The following is a 17,933-nucleotide window of genomic DNA, read 5'->3' as shown; positions in this document are numbered from 1 at the left end:
ATATTTTCAGGATTTCCCCCATGATTATTTTGCAATTTCCAACCAGCAGCCCTCTCCCGATGCCGGTGGAAGAAAGACTGTGGAATTATCTGCAGAGGTCAGGACGACGGCGCCTCATCAGGAAAGCACTGAAATCCCTGTTCCCGAAAATGAGTGTCAAGCGTGAAGGCCCGCCTGATTCCCCTTCGGCGCATGCATTCAAAACTGGCGCAGTCCACGAGACTAAGTTGCCTTCGCCGCGCCGTGAGAAGGGCCGCCATTGAGACGTTATGCATGGCCTCATCAATCCAGTGGATGGACACAAGGGGCACCACATCATCATGAAAAACCTCCAGGGCTTCCAGGCCGATCCGCGCCTGGAGCAGCGCCGCTGTTTCTACCAGGACATAATTAGTGGTGATAAGGGAGATATCCGTCTCAATGCTTTTAATCCAGAACTTTTTAGCCGGTAAATGATATTCATCATCGGAGTTCAGGACCGCCAGAAATGCCGATGTGTCGATGAAAGTGACCATTATTCGAAGGTTTCCGCCAGATACCAGTCGTGGTCCCTGGCAAGATCACGGTTCCCGGACCTGAATCGGCCTGCTGCTTCCATGGCCTTTTTCTTTTTATCCGCATCGGAAATGACGACGCGGGTGGTCATGAGATTGTCTATGGCATCCCTAATCAGCTCTGCCATGGATACATTCATCTCGGCGCTGTATTTTTTTAGGGATTCAGCCTGTTGTTCCGTCAGTTGTATCTGGGTGCGTATCATATTACCTCATGATTACAGATATGATGTAAAGATAACACTTTTACAGAAATTTGTCAATAGATTAATGATACCTTTAAAAAAGGGGTCAGAGCCTTGGACTGTAATGAGGCTCTGACCCCTTTTTATTCGCATTTACAATAAATATTTCTACAGCTTGAACTGCACGCCCAGACCTACCAGTCAGGATTTTCCTATATTCTCGCCAACGTCCCCATGAAGATTGATCAATCTCCCGCCCTCAAGAAAAAGACTAACCCATGAACTTGAGAAAAGCTGAACACCGGCGCCCATTTCCATTAAATAGCAGTTTGCATAACCAATGTCACCAAACCATTCATCATCATCTGGATTTTTGAAGCCATCCAGTTTATAATGTGAGAACCGCAAAAGTGAATAGGGCGTAAAGAAAGGGCTGATGATATAGCTGAAAAATCCCGATGCGTCAAATTTATAAGAATAATCTTTTGTCTCATCGCCAAGATACGCAAAACCACCCCCCAGTGAAAAGGCCACACTCAGGCCTTGCTGCCGGTTTTGATAGGGAGAGTATTTAATATCGCCGTATAATCCCGTTATATGATAGGTTTGTATACCTGTATCGTTTCATGGGCCGCTTGGCATTATTTATTCCACAGGAATACTCAGCTCCATCTGGTCCACATCATCATGAACAAAAGAAACCTTGTACTGATAAATGGTGGGAACCCCGTATTCCGTGTCCGAGGTATCGATGGCCAGGGCCAGACGGTGGCCCGCTTCAAAATCATAGGCGTTAAATACGAAGTCCAGGGGAACGTCCATGATTTCGCCCTCAACGGCGTTCCACCAGGTTTTGAAGGTGTGGGTGATAAACGTAGCGTTGTTATTTTCATCGACATCGAAGAGATAGAGCACCACCTGCCCCCGCTTGCCCGAAAGGGCCATGCGCAGGTTGACCGAAGGCACACCGCGCATATACAGCGGGCTTTCCAGTTCTTCCGTGAGATATACCATTGATTTCGCCGGTATCATGCTCCAGAGAGGCACGGTGAAGGGGGTCCCGTTCTCTTCCAGTATCGGAGACACAATGGGAATACCCGTTGTTGTGCCCGTGAGAAAGAAGGAAATAATGGAACTGATCTGTTCCTCGGTGTTTTTTTCCATGGAGAGCACACCGCGGTTTTCCTCTTCTCCCGGCGCGCAATAGAAAACTTTTTTCCTTTCATTTTTCGGAGGCCACTGGTAGGTCACGGCATCGCCGTCGACATGCTTCAGGCTTTCCTTTTCGTAGACTATGCGCTCATTTGTCAATTTCACTTCCATGGTAATTGTCGCTGTTCTGTCCGTCCCGGTTATGCCCGTATCCTCTCCCTTGAGGAAATGATCGAACCAGAGATGGATATTATCGAAGACGTAGTTCTTATATCCAAGAATTCCCCCCATCTCAGCTGAAACATGGGTCCCCTGGTTCAGGTCAAGAAACTTGTGATCAACACTGAGATTGTTGAAATATTCCACGGCAAAATTAGAAAAAAATACATAGTCACCCATGTTGGAACTGACGTATACCGGACAGTTTCTCTTATTCACTTCATCGATATAATTGATAGGACCCTGGTCCCAGGTCAATTCATAGACAGTATCAATATTTGTTCCCGTCAGGGTGTATTCATAGAGGTCCAGCATCCAGGGCGAGATACGTCCCATCAGGGCGCCGCTGAAGATAAGCAGGCTTGCCCAGACCAGGCGCGGCGTTTCCTGGGAATACATACTCTTGAACTGATCTATGTAGGGGCTTGTGGCCGCAGCGGTCTTGATGCGTTCATCATGGGCTATGGCCTGCAGTGAGCCGCCGCCTCCAAGCGAGGAACCGCATACCCCGATGTTCTGCTCGTCAATGGGGGCATTTTCACCAAGCCAGTCCACGATAGTGCTGAAATCCATCCAGTCGATATCACCGCCCATCTGGATCTTTCCACCGGAAACGCCCCAGCCTCGGCACGAATAGCTCAAAACAACATAGCCTTTTTTGGCGAATTTTTTGGCCTGCATAATATATTCATGTTCTTCCAGAGCCCAGCTGTTGATGAATATGATGACGGGAAAAATTTCACCGTCTTTTTTTTCAACGGGAATGAATATATTCGCGGCGATGTTGATGGTTTCATTATCTACAGTTGAGGGAATAAGGATTGAATCGTTATAAGAATAATCATAGGTCCCGTCACCGGCATCCACGCTGTCAGAATCACCGGACAAGTCACTGCCGACATTGGTGATCTGTTTTGAATCATCACCGAGAAGAGACGTATCACCGGAATCACAGGCCGTTAGCAGCAGGCAGAAAATAATTGGCATGACAAGAAATACGCTCATAAAATTTGTTTTCATTGATCCCATGATTCACTCCTTTTTAACTGCAGAGTTTTTATTTTTGTATCATACCCTTATAAAGTCAGAGTAAATACGTCAATGTTTTTTTGCACCGTACAGACGGTTTTTGTTTTAATAATATCTTGACATACAATAAAACACTCTTACTGTTAGTCGATACTACGGAGGATGAATATGGAACTGATGGAAGCGATTTACAACCGACGATCCGTGCGCAGGTTCACCGATTATGAAGTGAGCGACGGCGAGCTGCGGGAGATGCTTGAAGCGGCGCGTTATGCGCCATCATGGGCCAACACCCAGAGCTGGCGGTTCGTGGTCATCCGTGACAGAAACATCATCAAAGAAATAACCAATACCTATTCAGAGACCAATCCGGCGAGGAAATGTTCCTTTTCAGCTACGGCACTAATCGCCGCGTGCGCCGAAACAAAACTTGTCCATCACCGGGGTGATGAAGAGCGCACAAATTTTCTGCAATGGTTCATGTTCGACCTGGGCATGGCCGTTCAGAACCTCTGCCTCAGGGCCCATGAACTGGGACTGGGCACAGTCGTTGTTGGATCACTCGATCACGAGAAGTGCAACAGTATACTCTCAGTGCCCGAGGGAATGGATGCTATCGCCATAATTCCCGTGGGAAAACCTGAACTCCGGGATACACCGAAGCCGGCACCCAAAAGAAAGGAACTGCAGGAATTTGTGTGGCTGGATACCTTTCACGAACAGTTCAAACAGCCGGAATGATAAAAATTCCCTTGACAGCATATCATGAGATGATACCTGAAAATATCAACCGGGCCTTCAACAAAGGACGGGTCCATTCTTCATACAATAAAATACGGAGGAACTACTCAAAAAACATTTATAATGACAATTGTTATAACGACCTTTCTCATATTTCTTCTCGCATTTATCCTTATAGGCATCGCTTCAACATATAAAAGCAAAAAAACAACCGAAGATTATCTCATAGCCAGCAGGAACATTCACCCCGTACTGGCAAGCCTCTCTGCTGCCGCAACAAACACCAGCGGATACATGTTCATAGGTCTCATCGGCTTTACCTATCACTACGGTCTCTCTTCAATCTGGGTGACCATAGGCTGGATCTGCGGCGATTACATAATGTGGCACCTTGTTTACAGAAAACTGAGAGAACGCAGCGAGTCCCTGCAGACGCAAACAGTCCCGGGTTTCATCGGAAGCACCGTAAAGGGAATCGACAGCGTGATCGTCACTGCAGCGGGACTGATAACCCTGGTGCTGCTTGCAGTATACGCGTCGGCTCAGCTCAAGGCCGGGAGTAAGGCACTGTATGTCCTCTTCGGCTGGGACTATTCTACCGGCGCAATTATCGGATCGGTCATTGTCCTAATCTACTGCATTGCCGGCGGCATCCGGGCCTCTATCTGGACCGACGCGGCACAGGCCATTGTGATGATAATCTCCATGAGCATTCTTCTCGGTACAGCCATGGGCGCAGTTGGCGGTCCCCTTTCACTTTACAATGCACTGCTTAAGATAGATCCCGCTCTTGTTACTCTGTTCCCGGGAAACCTTAAATTCGGACCGGGACTCTATGTGCTGGGCTGGTTCGCTGCGGGCATCGGTGTTGTTGGACAACCGCACATGCAGATACGGACCATGAGTATTCGTTCTCCCCGACATATAAAAAGGGCACGAAGGACCTACTTCGCATGGTATATACCTTTTTCCGCGGCAGCCGTGGGAGTGGGACTCTATTCGAGGGTGCTGCTTTCCGATATAAGCATGATTCACCGCCTCATGCTGTCCTGGAATATCCGCGCAGATCGACTTCCGGCTAACTTCGATCCGGAACTGGCTTTGCCCGCTCTTTCCATGCATCTTCTGCCGTCGGTCTTCATAGGGCTTATCCTGGCAGGCCTTTTTGCGGCCACCATGTCCACTGCCGACTCCCAGATCCTTTCAAGCGGAGCCGCACTGACCCAGGATATTGCCCCCGGCATGGGAGCCTCGCGATTCAAGACAAAGGCCGGTACTTTGATTGTCACCGTATTCGCCCTGGGTTTCAGTCTTTCCGGGCCTCAGAGCGTCTTTTCACTTGTCACTATAACATGGTCGGCCCTGGGAGCGGGACTCGGTCCCCTCATCATCCTCAGGTCCCTCGACAGACCCGTGAATCGTTTCGTTTCCCTGGCCATGATGGCATCGGGAATTACGACTGTTCTTCTCTGGCGCCATGTCTTCCATTTAAGCGACCACGTATATGAGATACTTCCAGCCATGGCGGCGGGTTTTTTATGTTATGGAACCTCACTCGCCTTGCAAGCATGGAGAGGAAATAAAATTTGAACGATAGATAAATCAGTATCCGTCTTTATGTAAAACAGAAACACCAGGATAATAGGATTTAAGTATTTCATCATACACTTTCCCCTGACGCGCCTGGGCCTCGGCTCCCCACTGGCACAGGCCCACAAGGTGACCGAAACCCCTACCGGTGAAACACCACCGGTCACCTTTTTTTTCAGCGGAAAAACGGACGCTGCGTATTGCCGCAATGCCTTGCCGCTCAAGACAGGCCTTGAAAGTGAATCCCGGCATTACCTCAATTTTTTTATTCCCCGCAGAAAGCAGAACATGGCGCAGCAGGCCGTGATTGTTAAAAACAAATTCCATGCCGGAAATATCATGCCCTGTCTGTTTCTTAAGGGCACGGATGATTTCCCCTTCTTCCAGGCAGGCTGACCAGGAGAAAAATGGAGAGATACGGCAGCGGGGACTGTTTTCATCGCTGTCAAAACGCGGCGCTGCCCTGGACGGATCTATGGCCGCATCACGCCATGCCTCGGCGGGCGTGAGCAGCATTCCTCCGCAGGTGGAATGAAACCAGGGAATAAAATCGGGATCAGGACTGCGGAGCACCTGCCCGTCCGTAGAGAGCACGGCCTCGCGAGTTTTGTCCCCGGCATACTGCATGCCGCGAAAGGCCTGGAAGCGGCCCGCCACATCGCAGGCATCATAGTCTCCACTCTTTTCCCGCACAGCTAGAAAATATGTGCGGGAACAGACCGCCTGCGCTTTCAAAGCCTCGAGCCTGAAGGACTCACCCATCTCAGAGCCCACAACACCCATGAGATAATCATTGAAAGGCGTTGTATTGACCACAAAGAGCTGTCCCTCCTTCAGACCGATGTCGAAGAAACCGCTGTATGTCTTTTCCCCGTATACAGTGGTGATTGTCGTAAGGCCGCCATCGGCGGGATAAATCCTCACCGAGTCAAAAAGCGCGCCTCCCGTTTCCAGCCTGCCCCCGGCAAGAGCGATATCCACGGTCACGACCGGTATTGATGCATCATTGACAAGGAGACCGCTTCTGTTATTCAGAGTTATCCTGTCCCTCTTCTGAAAAATTTTCAGCCATATCCTTACCGTTCTGCCGTCACTCCCCGCTTCCATGGTCGTGATAAAAGAGAAAAGCAAAATAAGGATACATGTTCCCCGTATTCTATTTAAATGCATTGATCTACACCGCATTCCCTTTATTCCCTGCCTCAAAGAAGCTTGATGGAAGCAGCGGCAAATTTCAAGTATTTTACCGGACTCCTTTTACATCGCTCAGGATTTTCATCGGCGAAAAACCAGTTCCAATCATGATTCCTCAAAAATACAACAAAAATGCCTTGCAAATATGGATTTTCCCTTATAATTAACAGTTTCTCATCCGACAGTTAATTGTTGAACTATAACCAGGGTCCCATGAGGATATCACCATGAAGCATAGTATCTATCAAATAATTATCGTACTGCTTTTTGCCGTTATCAATTCGCCCCTACCGGCGGCTCCCGACCTCGCCATCTATAAAGGCCAACCCAGGACCATCGCCCATGATTTTCTTGACCTGGAAAAGGACCTGTACGCGGGAGCGGAACATCATGCTGCGATCAACGCTCTCATCAATAAGGCCCTTACCGTCGTGAACTTCAAACAAAACAGCACGACAGAAGAAGCGGTTAAGACCCTGGCGCAGATAGATGCCCTTCTCGGGAATGAAGGATTTGTTTATAAACAGAATTATCTCCTCGGCATGGGCATACAATCCAAACTCCTGGACTGCGATAATTACTGTGTCATATATATCGCCATTGCCGAAGTAATGAAGATCCCCATTGTACCCGTATACGCTCCCAATCACAGTTTTCTCCGTTTCTATTTTAATGACGGTTCTTATCTCAACTGGGAGCCGACACAGGGGAGGCCGCAACCCGATTCGTATTACATGGAGACACTCCGCATAAACGATAAATCGATACAGAAAGGCGTGTACATGAAAACCCTGACACGGAAGGAATTTCTGGCCGTGGAATACAATAACATGGGCGCCTATTTGATGACACAAAAAAAGTTCGGCGAGGCCATATCCTGTTTCAGTACGGCGATCGGGCTCTACCCTCTTTTTTCTTCGGCATATCACAACCGGGGCTCGTCGTACTATGCCGGGAAGCGCGTCAGTGAAGCATTGACCGATTTGCAAATGGCCAACGAACTCGATCCTTCCCGGGCATCAACGCACAACACGCTGGGCGATATTTACCTCGACAGGGGCGAGTATGAAAAAGCACTGAAGGAATACACGGCGAGTATTAAGCTTGACCCTTCCAATTATGTTCCCTATAATAATATTGCCGTGATCATGCAGAAACTCGGCAGAAAAGATAAGGCAGAGGTCTGGTTCAGGAAGTCTCAGGAGATTAAAGCGAAGCATGAAAGGAAGACCGATTAATTGCAATTATTCCCGTAAAAATCTTTAAAAAATCAGGCAGGAGGATATTATCCATGCTGTCCCGAATCCTATCAATAACATCCATGATTTGTCTGTTCGCGTCCACTGCCCATTCCGGAAAATTTACCGTTTCGGAAACCCCGAAAAACATGGGAAAGCAGGTGAACAGCACCGTAAACGATTTTGCACCCGCCGTAAGTCCCGACGGAAGTTACATGATATTCAACTCCAACCGGAACGGCAAGTACCAGGACCTGTTCATCAGTTATTTCAGGGACGGTTCGTGGTCGGTACCCGAAGCGCTGGCTATCCTGAACTCGCCCTTTAACGATGAAACACCCTTCATATCGTCGGACGGCCGGTTTCTCGTTTTCGCTTCCGATCGTGACGGCAGCATGGAACTGCGCGGAAGCGAGCCCGGCCAGGTCATGGTCTCTTTCGACATTTACTGGTCGGAAAATTTAAACGGCCAATGGACGCCTCCGGAACCCATGCCCGGCCAGATTAACACGGCGCATCACGAAAGAACCCCGAGCATTACTCCCGACGGAAGACTGTATTACACAAGATGGCTTTTCGGTGACAGCAGCCGAACGGTTCTTCTCGAGGCTGAAAACGTGGACGGCAATTTCGTCAATCCCAGGCCCATGGCAGGTCCCTTTAACACCGGTTATCGCGACGTGGGGCTCATACCGGCCAGGGACCTGAAAGGATTTTTTTTCGCCTCCAACAGGGCCGACAGCCGGGGCATGTTCGATCTTTATTTCGTTTCATTTGAAAACGGCAAATACGGAGAGCCCGTCAACCTGGGCGATAAAATAAACAGTACGGCAAACGAGATGTATCTGACACGCGCCGATCAGCGCTATTATATTTCATCTAACCGGGACGGCGGGATAGGGCTCTTTGATTTATACTCAGCCTTCGTGTTCGCCAAAGAGGCAAATTTCGAGACCCGCGCCATACATTTCGATTACGACAAGGCTGACATAAAAAAAGAGTCTTATCCCTATCTTGACGCTCTCTCGGCATTCCTCAAGGAGAACAGCGATATCAGGCTCGAAATCGTGGGGCATACCGACCTGCAAGGCGCCGACGAATACAATAGCAAACTCAGCCTCGAGCGGGCCGAGTCAGTCAAAAAGTATCTTACGGGGAAAGGACTCGGCGAGGAACGTTTTAAAACGACAGGGGCCGGCAAAACACAGCCCGTGGTTAAAAAGACCGGCAAGGGATTTGATGAACTGAACAGGCGCACGGAATTCAGGATAATCAAGGATAAATGAAAAACGGGCCTATATCCCTTTCAGTTGCAGGTATGTAAGGCGCGGGTAAAAGCCGAATTTCCGGTAAAAAGGAAATACCGATTCATGGCCATCGGCAATACCCACGACTACGCGGGAACACTTTTTATCATTAAACCACGCGATGCAGCCCTCAACTAAAAGTCCGCCGATCCCCTGTCCCCTGCATTCTTCCTCGAGGTACAGGGAATCCAGTTCCCCGGAAACGCCGTCAACTGTAGAAATGCAATAGCCCACGGCGCGTCCGTCTTCAAACAACACAATCTGTATGAGGATATCATCGTCCCGGCTTTCCCGAAAGGCAGCTGTTCGTTTTTCAAAAGTGAATGACCTGAAGTGTTCCTTGAAATAACGAGAATCTTCCAGATGCATGGCGTTGAGCTTCTCCCAGAGGGGTCTGATTATATCAAGCTCATGCCTTTGCAGTCTTTCTATTTTCCAGTTCATGGTCTGTTTCCCGTGCGGTATAATAGGACGAAAGGATATCAGGAAACCCTGAAGAGTTCAACCATTCTTCTCAGGTCCACGGCCCTGCCTGAATTCTCTCCCATGGAAGCGGCAATCTCCTCGGCACCGGAGCTTATGCGCTGCGTAAGGGAATTAATAGTATTTATAGACCGGCTCACTTCATTCATGGCGTTTTTCTGTTCAATCAGCGAGGATTCGATGAGTCCGGCCTTTTTCATCACTCCGGCCACCTCACTGTTGACTTCCACGTTGCCATCTATCTGTTTCTTCATGAAGGCCCTGATCTCATCGGTCATGGCTTTTATAGAAACAACGCCACGGGTTATCATGGTCATTTTTTCAACAACACCGTTGACAATCCTGATGCCCTCCTCCACCTCTTTATCACTGGAAGAAATGACGGTGCCGATTTCCTTGACGCTCGCGGCCGTGGTTTCGGCCAGCTTTGATATCTCATCGGCCACAACGGCAAAACCGCGACCGTAATCCCCGGCCCTGGCGGCCTCGATAGAGGCGTTGAGCGAAAGAAGATTAATCTGGTCAGATATGTCGTTTATAATGCTTATAATGTCGGTCATGCGGCTTGATCCCTGGGAAATCCTTCTCATACTCTCGATCATGCTCTGCAGGGACTCCTCTCCCTGGCGGGCCTGGTTTGAGATATCATCAGTTTGCTTCGAAGCACCGGTCGTTTTTTCCTGCATGGCCTCCATAGTTGAAGTCAGTTCGTCCATCCCGCTTACAAGATCCTTCAGGCTGTCTACCTGGTTTGTGGTATTTACGGATATTCCTTCAATGTTCGCAGCGGCCTCTTCGATCGTGGCGGTTATCTCCTCGATTGTAGCGGCCTGGTTCTGCGTATCCTCGGAAAAGGAATCGGTTATTTTGAAAATCTCAACAGTCGATGAATCAAGAAGGCCCGTCATCGTGCGTATTTCCGATATAATGCCGGCGATCCGTCCCTTCATCTCCTGGATTCCTCTGTTTATCACTGCAAGATCATCCATGACAGCCATGGGGACCGGATCCGTCGCGAGTTCCCCCTCGCCTATCTTCCCCAGGTGGTCCGTAATTATAGATGCCTTCTCGGTCAGGGATCTGGTAAGAGTTAAAATCAGGCTGCCCGCCACCAGAAAACCGAAAATCAGGATGAGAAAAAGTTTCATCGCCGAGATGGAGGCAAGAACACCGGCGGTTTCCAGGGTAATCAGGAAATAACCGATTACAGCCGTGACCGGCAGGCTCACCATGATAATAGTGGATACAACAATGCGCATGCGGAAGCTCACCCGCAGATCCCTGCCCCCGGGACTGTAGGATGTAAAAATCCCCATAAAGAGGTACTTTTGCGTAATTCTTTCAGTAAGAAAAAAATACAGCACCATGCCGAAAGGTGGTATAATGACTGCCGTTGTCCATACGTTGACCACCTGTATCCTGCTCAGGCTGGCAAGCATGGTAAAGGGTACATAGGCCATGGCAAGGCCGGCGATCCAGCGAATGAGCGAACCGAAGGCGTGATAATAGGGAAGCATGAAAAACCTGCGGCAAGCCCCGTCATATATGTCCGATGCCATCTCCCCCGCCCCTTCCCGTACTTTGAGATACCGCAATACGGGAATAATTACGATATAATCACTGAGAAAAGTTGTGAACATGGAGACGGGAATGACGATAGCCAGTATCTTCAGAAGAAGCATGAGATTAGCCAGGGATATATCCAGGTTCACGGCAAAATAAAGAAACAGGAGAGGAATAACAATAAAGTAACTGATTAATTCCGTTGAAAAAATGAACCTTTGAAAAAAACTCATGGGGCTGATCCCGGTAGCGGCGGTATCGGCAGTTCCTATATTCATATCTGATCTCTCATTGTACAAATTTTCTTTAAAGGCAGCGACCAAAGTGATATCACACGATATTGTACTGTCAATTACTTTATGACATCCCCGCAGCCGGAATACTCTCGAATCTTCTTCACTGGATAATAGCAGAACAGCACAGGGGTAAATCAACCATACATTTTTTATGATTTCCCGACATATAATTATCAATATTTTTAAATATTTTACTTTTGAATATAAGACATGTATAGTACTATTATACAGGTGTGCGCTCAATATAATGCGTGCCCGTATAACAAGCCTTAAGAGGTGCATATGCATTTAACAATTAAAAAACGCCTATTCTATTCAGTATCAGCGGTTATTCTTATTATCGTTGTACAGGGAATAGCATCTCTTATTTTTCAGAAAACAATTCAAAGCAGGAATGCGCATATTGAATCACTGATAAACAACGAAATCCTGATAAAAGAAAAGCTGGTCGATCATGTCGTGTGGGTAAATGAACTGGCTGAATCCATTATCACCGGGTCTCATTTTAAGGGCATAACCGATCCCCACCAATGCGCCTTTGGGAAATGGTATTACGATCTTATTAAAAATAATGGCACCGATGATCTCACCACAGAGCAAAAAAAAATATTCCACGATATGGAGGCTCCTCACAGGGAGCTGCATAATTCCGCAATCGCCATCACAAATGAAAAATACCAGGATGAAAAAATTGCCCGTTACCGTGATGAAACAAAAAAAAGCCTTTCCCGGATACGTGAGCTTTTCAGCAATTTTATATATTTGAACGATACGCGGAGAAATACTGAGATATCCTCCCTGCATGCATCGGTGAGATCCTTCACAATTATAAATATCATCATTATCCTCCTTTTGTGTGCCCTTGCCTTTTTTTCAGGAACAGCAATCAGCAGGAGAATTCTCTCACAGATAGACCGCATGAAAGAAGGGCTGCACAGGCTCACACAGGGCCATCTTGCCGAAACCATGCAATTCGAAAAGGTGAAGTGCAGTGAGATCAGGAACTGCGGGAAAGAGGACTGTTCCATGTATGATAAAATGAACTGCTCCTGCTTCATTGAAGTTGGCTCCTACGCCCCCCTTATAGGAAACACCATCGCCTGCCCATCCATCTTGAAGGGCAAATTCCGGGACTGCCGCGAATGCGACGTTATGAAAAAACTCGCCCCCGATGAACTCACCGAGATGGCCATTCTTCTGGACACCTTCAGGGAAAAGCTAAAATCGATTATTGCCAGAGTCCAGGAAATGACCTTTACGCTGACCACATCGTCGGATGAGATTTCCAAGGCTACCATTAACTTTTCCGAAAATGCCCAGAATCAGGCTGCCTCGGCAGAGGAAATATCGGCGACAATCGAGGAGATATCCGCCGCCGTGGAACATATCGCCTTTAACGCCCGGGACCAGCATGGAAGCATGGAAGAATTGATGAAGGACATTTACAAACTGTCCGACGCCGTTTTGGAAATGAACCGCCATATAGAAGAGACGCGCTCCATCACCGAATCAATAACAGAAAAGGCTCGATCGGGCGAGGACTCCCTTAAAAGCATGAATAACAGTATGGGTAAAATCAATGAAAGCTCCCATGAGATGATCGGTATTGTGGAAATGATCAATGACATATCGGACCAGACCAACCTGCTTTCACTCAACGCGGCCATAGAAGCGGCCAGGGCAGGAGAATCGGGACGGGGATTTGCCGTCGTTGCCGATGAGATTTCCAAACTGGCCGACCAGACCGCATCAAGCATCAAAAACATAAACAGACTGATTCAGGAAAATAATACTGAAATAAATCTCGGCATGAAAATATCAAATGAAACCGTGGAGGGTATCAGCATTATCATCGAAGGTGTTGATTCAATCGTGAATATGATCAACAGGATATCGGAATACATGAACCTTCAGGTAAAATCAAACAGCAACGTTTCTCAGAGCGCCGATGAGGTAAAAACAAAATCGAACGAAATCAAAGTTTCGACGGAAGAACAGAAAACGGCCTTTAACGAGATCGTCGTTTCCATATCAAATATAAACGAACTGACACAGTCCAACGCCTCGGGAGCGGAAGAAATAGCCGGGAACACGGAACAGCTCCATGGCATGGCTGAAGAATTGATGAAAGAGATGGATTTTTTCAAGCTGAAATAATACCGGGGCACCCCACATGGATGATTTACCGCCAGAGATCAGCGATCCCCCGTTATTGCGGTTCAGGCCCCTTTGCTGCCGTGGTATTTTCCAGCGTTTCCTTCAGAAAAAAACTGGCCGCAAGGGCGATAATTCCGCAAAGGGTTAAGATCATAAAGGCCTTCTGATATCCCGAGGCTGTAAAGATGCCGTTAATTTTGCCCTGACTCTCCAGCACATAACCCAGCACAGGCTGGAACACGGCTCCGCCGGCAAAGGGAAAAAGGTTGATGAGGCCCGTGGCAGTGCCGGCGATACTCACCGGGAAAAGCTCCTTGGCCGAGGTAAAACCTATAACCACAATGGCATTGCTGAACATCCCCATGAAAAAACACAATATATATAGAAGAGGAACTGAAAGCCCGTCGATATAGATAGTCATAATGCCGATGATCAACAGCGTAAAAACCGATGATACCATCATTACGGCTTTCCGTCCCTTCATTACCCTGTCGGAAATATAACTGTGTGCCGGGCTGCCCACGATCATTCCCAGGGCCAGCATGGAGAGAATACTACCCGCTCCTGCCTTGGACACGCCGTAGATCTGCATGAGATAGGGACCGCCCCATATTCCCCCGAAGGAAAAAAATATTGCCGATGTAAAAAAGAACCATACTGCAAGGGGCCAGAAATGACCGTTTGTCAGGACCATTTTCACTCCGCGCAACAGAGGGATTTTCTCCGTATCCGCAGCGTTATCGTGACGAATGGCCTCAAGCCCCATATCGGCGGGCCGGTCCCTCACAATGACAAAAACCAGGATGGTGATGAGCAGCGTTAAAAATCCAACAATTAAAAAACTGTTGCGCCATCCCACGGCGCTGCTGAGCCATGCCAGGGGTGATGTGGCCACCAGCGTACCAACTCCGCCCACGGCGATGAGAATTCCCGTCATGAGGGCGAAATCCCGGGCCTCAAACCATTCCGCCAGAATCTTCATGGTAGGAACGAAGAGCATGGATACGCCAATACCTACCAGAGTCCGGCCGGCAATAGCGGTGAAAACGTCGGGTGCCATGGAAAGAACTATGGATCCGATAAAGGCGATCAAAAAGAAGATGGTGATGGTTCTCCGCGGCCCCAGCGAATCGGAGAGAAGACCGGCAGGAAGCTGCATGAGCGCATAGGGATAGAAGTAAGCCGCGGCCAGAAGCCCGATAATGGTCCCCCCGGCCTGGAGATCCCGCATGATGTCCACGGCCACCACGGCGGCGCAGAGCCGGTGAAAATATACCAGAAGATAGGCCAGGGCCAGAATGGAAAATATTATCCATCGGTATTTCTTTATATCATGCATGTACTCCCCCTGGTTCCTCAATGCTCATGAGGGCAAAATTGCGCTCATTGGCGATATATTCCTTCATATTTTTCATGCCCAGTTCCACATCCCCGGTTTTCACAGCTTTAAATATTTCCTGGAAATACCGGGCGTTCTGTCCCAGATCCATTTTTCTTCTCAAAAGGGAAGCGTACTGAACACGATTGATGCCGGGCAGCAGATCCATAAGCATAACCTCCAGAATAGGGTTTTGCGACGCTTCTATCCCCAGGATAAAAAAAATATAAACAGCCTGATGATACGCATCCACATCCCCCTTCTCCGAAGCCTTTTCAATCCCCTTCAGTGCGCCTTCCAGTTTTATACGATGATCCTCATCGCAATTCTCAATGCACCTCTTTGTCAGAATCCCGCAGAGTTCATAAACAACCTCAAAGAGATTATGAACATATTGCCCGGTAATTTCAGTGACGCGGGCCCCTCTCCGCGGCAGGATTTCAACAAGCAGTTGTTTATGAAGTATCCTGATGGCTTCACGCACCGGCGCCCTGCTGACCCCCAGTTCAGCGGCAATTTTCGCCTCAAGAAGGCGTGATCCGGGCCTGAGTTCAAGATGAATGATCTTTTCCCGAAGATGATGGGCTATCTGTTCATTAAGATTTTCCGCATGAAATAAAACCATGGAATCTCCTGGATGCAAATATTCGTCAGAATTGTCAGTACAACAAACCAGCACACCTGTAAATACAAAATTTCATTACGGTTATTTTAAAATATTTTGATTAACGCCATTAACGGCAATTCAGGTCTTGCAATATCGGGTTATAAAACTCTTTCTTAGGCATATTTCATGTTTTATAGTTGACATTTTTTCTTTTTTGTATTATTGTCGACAATCCGAACAGCTATTTCAGGCAGGAAGGAGGGCCATCAAATGAACAAGGGATACATGGGAAAAATATTGATGGTGGATTTGACAAAAAAAACCTGCACAACGGAAGAAATTCCTCCTGATGTCTACAGGAACTACCTGTCGGGAACCGGTCTCGGCGCGTATATTCTCTATAATCGAATTCCCGCCGGCGCCGACCCCTTGGGGCCAAAAAATATTCTCGGCATGGTGTCGGGACTTCTCACGGGAACTGGCGCCCTCTTCGCAGGAAGGTGGTCCCTGGTAGGCAAGTCCCCCCTTACGGGAGGATGGGGCGACGCCAATTGCGGCGGGACCTTCTCCCCGGCCATTAAAAGGTGCGGCTTTGACGGTATTTTTTTCAACGGTAAATCGCAAAAACCGGTCTATCTGTATGTAAAAAACGGAACAACGGAGATACGAAATGCTTCCGATCTGTGGGGCAAGGATGCCGTTGAAACTGAGGATATTCTGACAAAACGACACGGTTCCGGAGCAAAGGTTGCTTGCATTGGCCAGGCCGGTGAAAAGATTTCCCTGATCTCAGGCGTATGCAACGACAGGGGACGTATTGCGGCCCGGTCGGGACTCGGAGCGGTCATGGGCTCCAAAAAGCTCAAGGCCGTGGTGCTCGATGGTAAAATTCGCATCCAGGTCCATGACCGTGAAAGTATAATAGCACTCAGCAAAAAGTTGATTAAATGGGTAAATTTCCAGTTCCTCCCCATAAGCGGGAAAGCCAGCGCCTTTATGGGATGGCTTCTGGGCGTTCTTCCCGTGGGAATGGCCATGGACGGCATGCTCTACAAGTTGCTGCTCAAAAAATGGGGGACCGCTTCAATGAACCGCATGTCCGTAGGCATGGGTGACTCTCCCCTTAAAAACTGGAAGGGCAGCTATCGCGATTTCGGATACCGGCAAACCGCTTCAATTGATCCCGATATAATCAAAAAACATGAAAAGCAGAAATACCACTGCTATTCCTGTCCCCTGGGCTGCGGCGGCATTTGCTCCATTGACGGCAAATTCAGCGAGACGCATAAACCCGAATACGAGACCGTTCTTGCCCTGGGAGGCCTGTGCATGAACGAAAATATGGATGAGATATTCTATCTCAATGAAGTACTCAACAGGGCGGGCATGGATACCATCTCGGCCGGGGCCACGGTCTCCTTTGCCATGGAATGCTATGAGAAGGGAATCCTCACAAAAAAAGATACGGGCGGACTTGACCTCACCTGGGGAAACAGTCAGGCGGTGAAAACGCTCATCGAGATGATGATTTCCCGTGAAGGCATCGGGGATATTCTGGCCGATGGTACAAAAGTCGCGTCACAGCGTATCGGCAAAAATTCCAATGAGTTCGCGGTCCATGCCGGGGGTCAGGAACCGGCCATGCATGACGGACGCCAGGACCCCGGTTTTGCGGTGCATTATAGCGTAGAGCCCGCACCGGGCAGACATACCATCGGCGCGCAGATGTATTACGAGATGTTTCAACTCTGGAAAACGGTAAAATCACTTCCCCCCGTACATCCCCTGCACCTGAAGAAGACCCGGTTTGTCGCCGACAAGAACAAGGCGGTCAAGTCCGTTGCCTGCAGCCGCTTCATGAACGTGGTCAACGGCGCAGGGCTCTGCCTCTTCGGCGTATTCATCGGTTCAAAGCGGATACGCACCTTTGATTATCTCAATGCCGCAACAGGATGGGACCTGTCGCCGGAAGAATACATGGAGATGGGCGAAAAGGTCCAGACACTCAAGCAGGCCTTCAATATAAAACACGGCATCGATCCCCATTCGTTCCGGATACATGGAAGGGCCACGGGAGAACCTCCGCAGAAAGAAGGAATGAACCGCGGAAGGACCATCCCAGTGGAGCAGATGATAAAGGACTACTGGAAGCAAAGCGGATGGGACCCCGCCACGGGAAAGCCAACGGGGGAATCTATGAGCAGACTCAAAATTGATATGTAACCGGTAAGACCTCAGCG

Annotated in this window: 15 protein-coding genes; 6 read left to right on the top strand and 9 right to left on the bottom strand. The window is 48.6% G+C overall.

The genetic code is table 11. The features are described 5' to 3' along the window. Positions 1 to 98 precede the first annotated feature (98 nt). The 4 genes from CVV44_17610 to CVV44_17595 all read right to left on the bottom strand — a co-directional run bounded on the left by CVV44_17610 (position 99) and on the right by CVV44_17595 (position 3,139). Positions 99 to 515, bottom strand: coding sequence for a VapC toxin family PIN domain ribonuclease (locus CVV44_17610; protein PKL36039.1), 417 nt, complete (start codon positions 513 to 515; stop codon positions 99 to 101). After that, on the bottom strand, positions 515 to 760 hold the full coding sequence (locus CVV44_17605; GenBank protein PKL36038.1) for a CopG family transcriptional regulator: 246 nt from the start codon (positions 758 to 760) through the stop codon (positions 515 to 517). Before CVV44_17605 ends, CVV44_17610 begins: the two co-directional genes overlap by 1 nt. A gap of 180 nt (positions 761 to 940) precedes the next feature. Continuing rightward, positions 941 to 1,273 (bottom strand): hypothetical protein, encoded by a 333-nt coding sequence (locus tag CVV44_17600; GenBank protein ID PKL36037.1) that lies wholly within the window; start codon positions 1,271 to 1,273, stop codon positions 941 to 943. Positions 1,274 to 1,384: 111 nt separating this feature from the next. Next, positions 1,385 to 3,139 carry a hypothetical protein gene (locus CVV44_17595; GenBank protein ID PKL36036.1) on the bottom strand — a complete coding sequence of 585 codons (1,755 nt, stop codon included), beginning with the start codon at positions 3,137 to 3,139 and terminating at the stop codon, positions 1,385 to 1,387. Positions 3,140 to 3,301: 162 nt separating this feature from the next. Here CVV44_17595 and CVV44_17590 point away from each other — a divergent pair, with 162 nt between their 5' ends. Further along, entirely contained in the window at positions 3,302 to 3,880 is a 579-nt protein-coding gene (locus tag CVV44_17590; GenBank protein PKL36035.1) for a nitroreductase, read from the top strand. A 123-nt stretch (positions 3,881 to 4,003) separates the two neighbouring features. Next, on the top strand, positions 4,004 to 5,470 hold the full coding sequence (locus CVV44_17585; protein PKL36034.1) for a sodium:proline symporter: 1,467 nt from the start codon (positions 4,004 to 4,006) through the stop codon (positions 5,468 to 5,470). A gap of 12 nt (positions 5,471 to 5,482) precedes the next feature. Here the strand turns inward: CVV44_17585 and CVV44_17580 are convergent, their stop codons facing one another. After that, positions 5,483 to 6,655 (bottom strand): hypothetical protein, encoded by a 1,173-nt coding sequence (locus CVV44_17580; protein PKL36033.1) that lies wholly within the window; start codon positions 6,653 to 6,655, stop codon positions 5,483 to 5,485. 236 nt (positions 6,656 to 6,891) lie between these two features. Here CVV44_17580 and CVV44_17575 point away from each other — a divergent pair, with 236 nt between their 5' ends. Together CVV44_17575 and CVV44_17570 are read left to right on the top strand one after the other, a co-directional pair. Next, positions 6,892 to 7,902, top strand: a complete 1,011-nt coding sequence (locus tag CVV44_17575) for a hypothetical protein (GenBank protein ID PKL36032.1) — start codon at positions 6,892 to 6,894, stop codon at positions 7,900 to 7,902. A gap of 53 nt (positions 7,903 to 7,955) precedes the next feature. Then, the gene (locus CVV44_17570; protein ID PKL36031.1) at positions 7,956 to 9,188 is read left to right on the top strand and encodes a hypothetical protein; all 1,233 of its coding nucleotides are present in this window, start codon (positions 7,956 to 7,958) and stop codon (positions 9,186 to 9,188) included. A 9-nt stretch (positions 9,189 to 9,197) separates the two neighbouring features. Here the strand turns inward: CVV44_17570 and CVV44_17565 are convergent, their stop codons facing one another. Continuing rightward, a complete protein-coding gene (locus tag CVV44_17565; GenBank protein ID PKL36030.1) occupies positions 9,198 to 9,653 on the bottom strand; it encodes a hypothetical protein in 456 nt (151 codons plus the stop codon). A gap of 38 nt (positions 9,654 to 9,691) precedes the next feature. Next, entirely contained in the window at positions 9,692 to 11,839 is a 2,148-nt protein-coding gene (locus CVV44_17560; protein ID PKL36029.1) for a hypothetical protein, read from the bottom strand. Between CVV44_17560 and CVV44_17555 the strand changes: the two genes are divergently transcribed. Next, positions 11,834 to 13,708, top strand: coding sequence for a hypothetical protein (locus tag CVV44_17555; protein PKL36028.1), 1,875 nt, complete (start codon positions 11,834 to 11,836; stop codon positions 13,706 to 13,708). The genes CVV44_17560 and CVV44_17555 overlap by 6 nt on opposite strands. 52 nt (positions 13,709 to 13,760) lie before the next feature. On the opposite strand, the gene CVV44_17550 is transcribed toward CVV44_17555, so the two are convergent. Further along, the gene (locus CVV44_17550) at positions 13,761 to 15,047 is read right to left on the bottom strand and encodes an MFS transporter (GenBank protein ID PKL36027.1); all 1,287 of its coding nucleotides are present in this window, start codon (positions 15,045 to 15,047) and stop codon (positions 13,761 to 13,763) included. Beyond that, the gene (locus CVV44_17545; protein PKL36026.1) at positions 15,040 to 15,711 is read right to left on the bottom strand and encodes a hypothetical protein; all 672 of its coding nucleotides are present in this window, start codon (positions 15,709 to 15,711) and stop codon (positions 15,040 to 15,042) included. Before CVV44_17545 ends, CVV44_17550 begins: the two co-directional genes overlap by 8 nt. Positions 15,712 to 15,963: 252 nt before the next feature. Here CVV44_17545 and CVV44_17540 point away from each other — a divergent pair, with 252 nt between their 5' ends. Further along, positions 15,964 to 17,916 (top strand): aldehyde ferredoxin oxidoreductase, encoded by a 1,953-nt coding sequence (locus CVV44_17540; GenBank protein ID PKL36025.1) that lies wholly within the window; start codon positions 15,964 to 15,966, stop codon positions 17,914 to 17,916. Positions 17,917 to 17,933: the final 17 nt, after the last annotated feature.

The sequence above is a fragment of the Spirochaetae bacterium HGW-Spirochaetae-1 genome (assembly GCA_002839375.1).
In the GTDB taxonomy this organism is placed as follows: domain Bacteria; phylum Spirochaetota; class UBA4802; order UBA4802; family UBA5550; genus PGXY01.
Note: the sequence above shows the minus strand (reverse complement) of the source record. Positions and strands in the feature narration are given on the sequence as shown.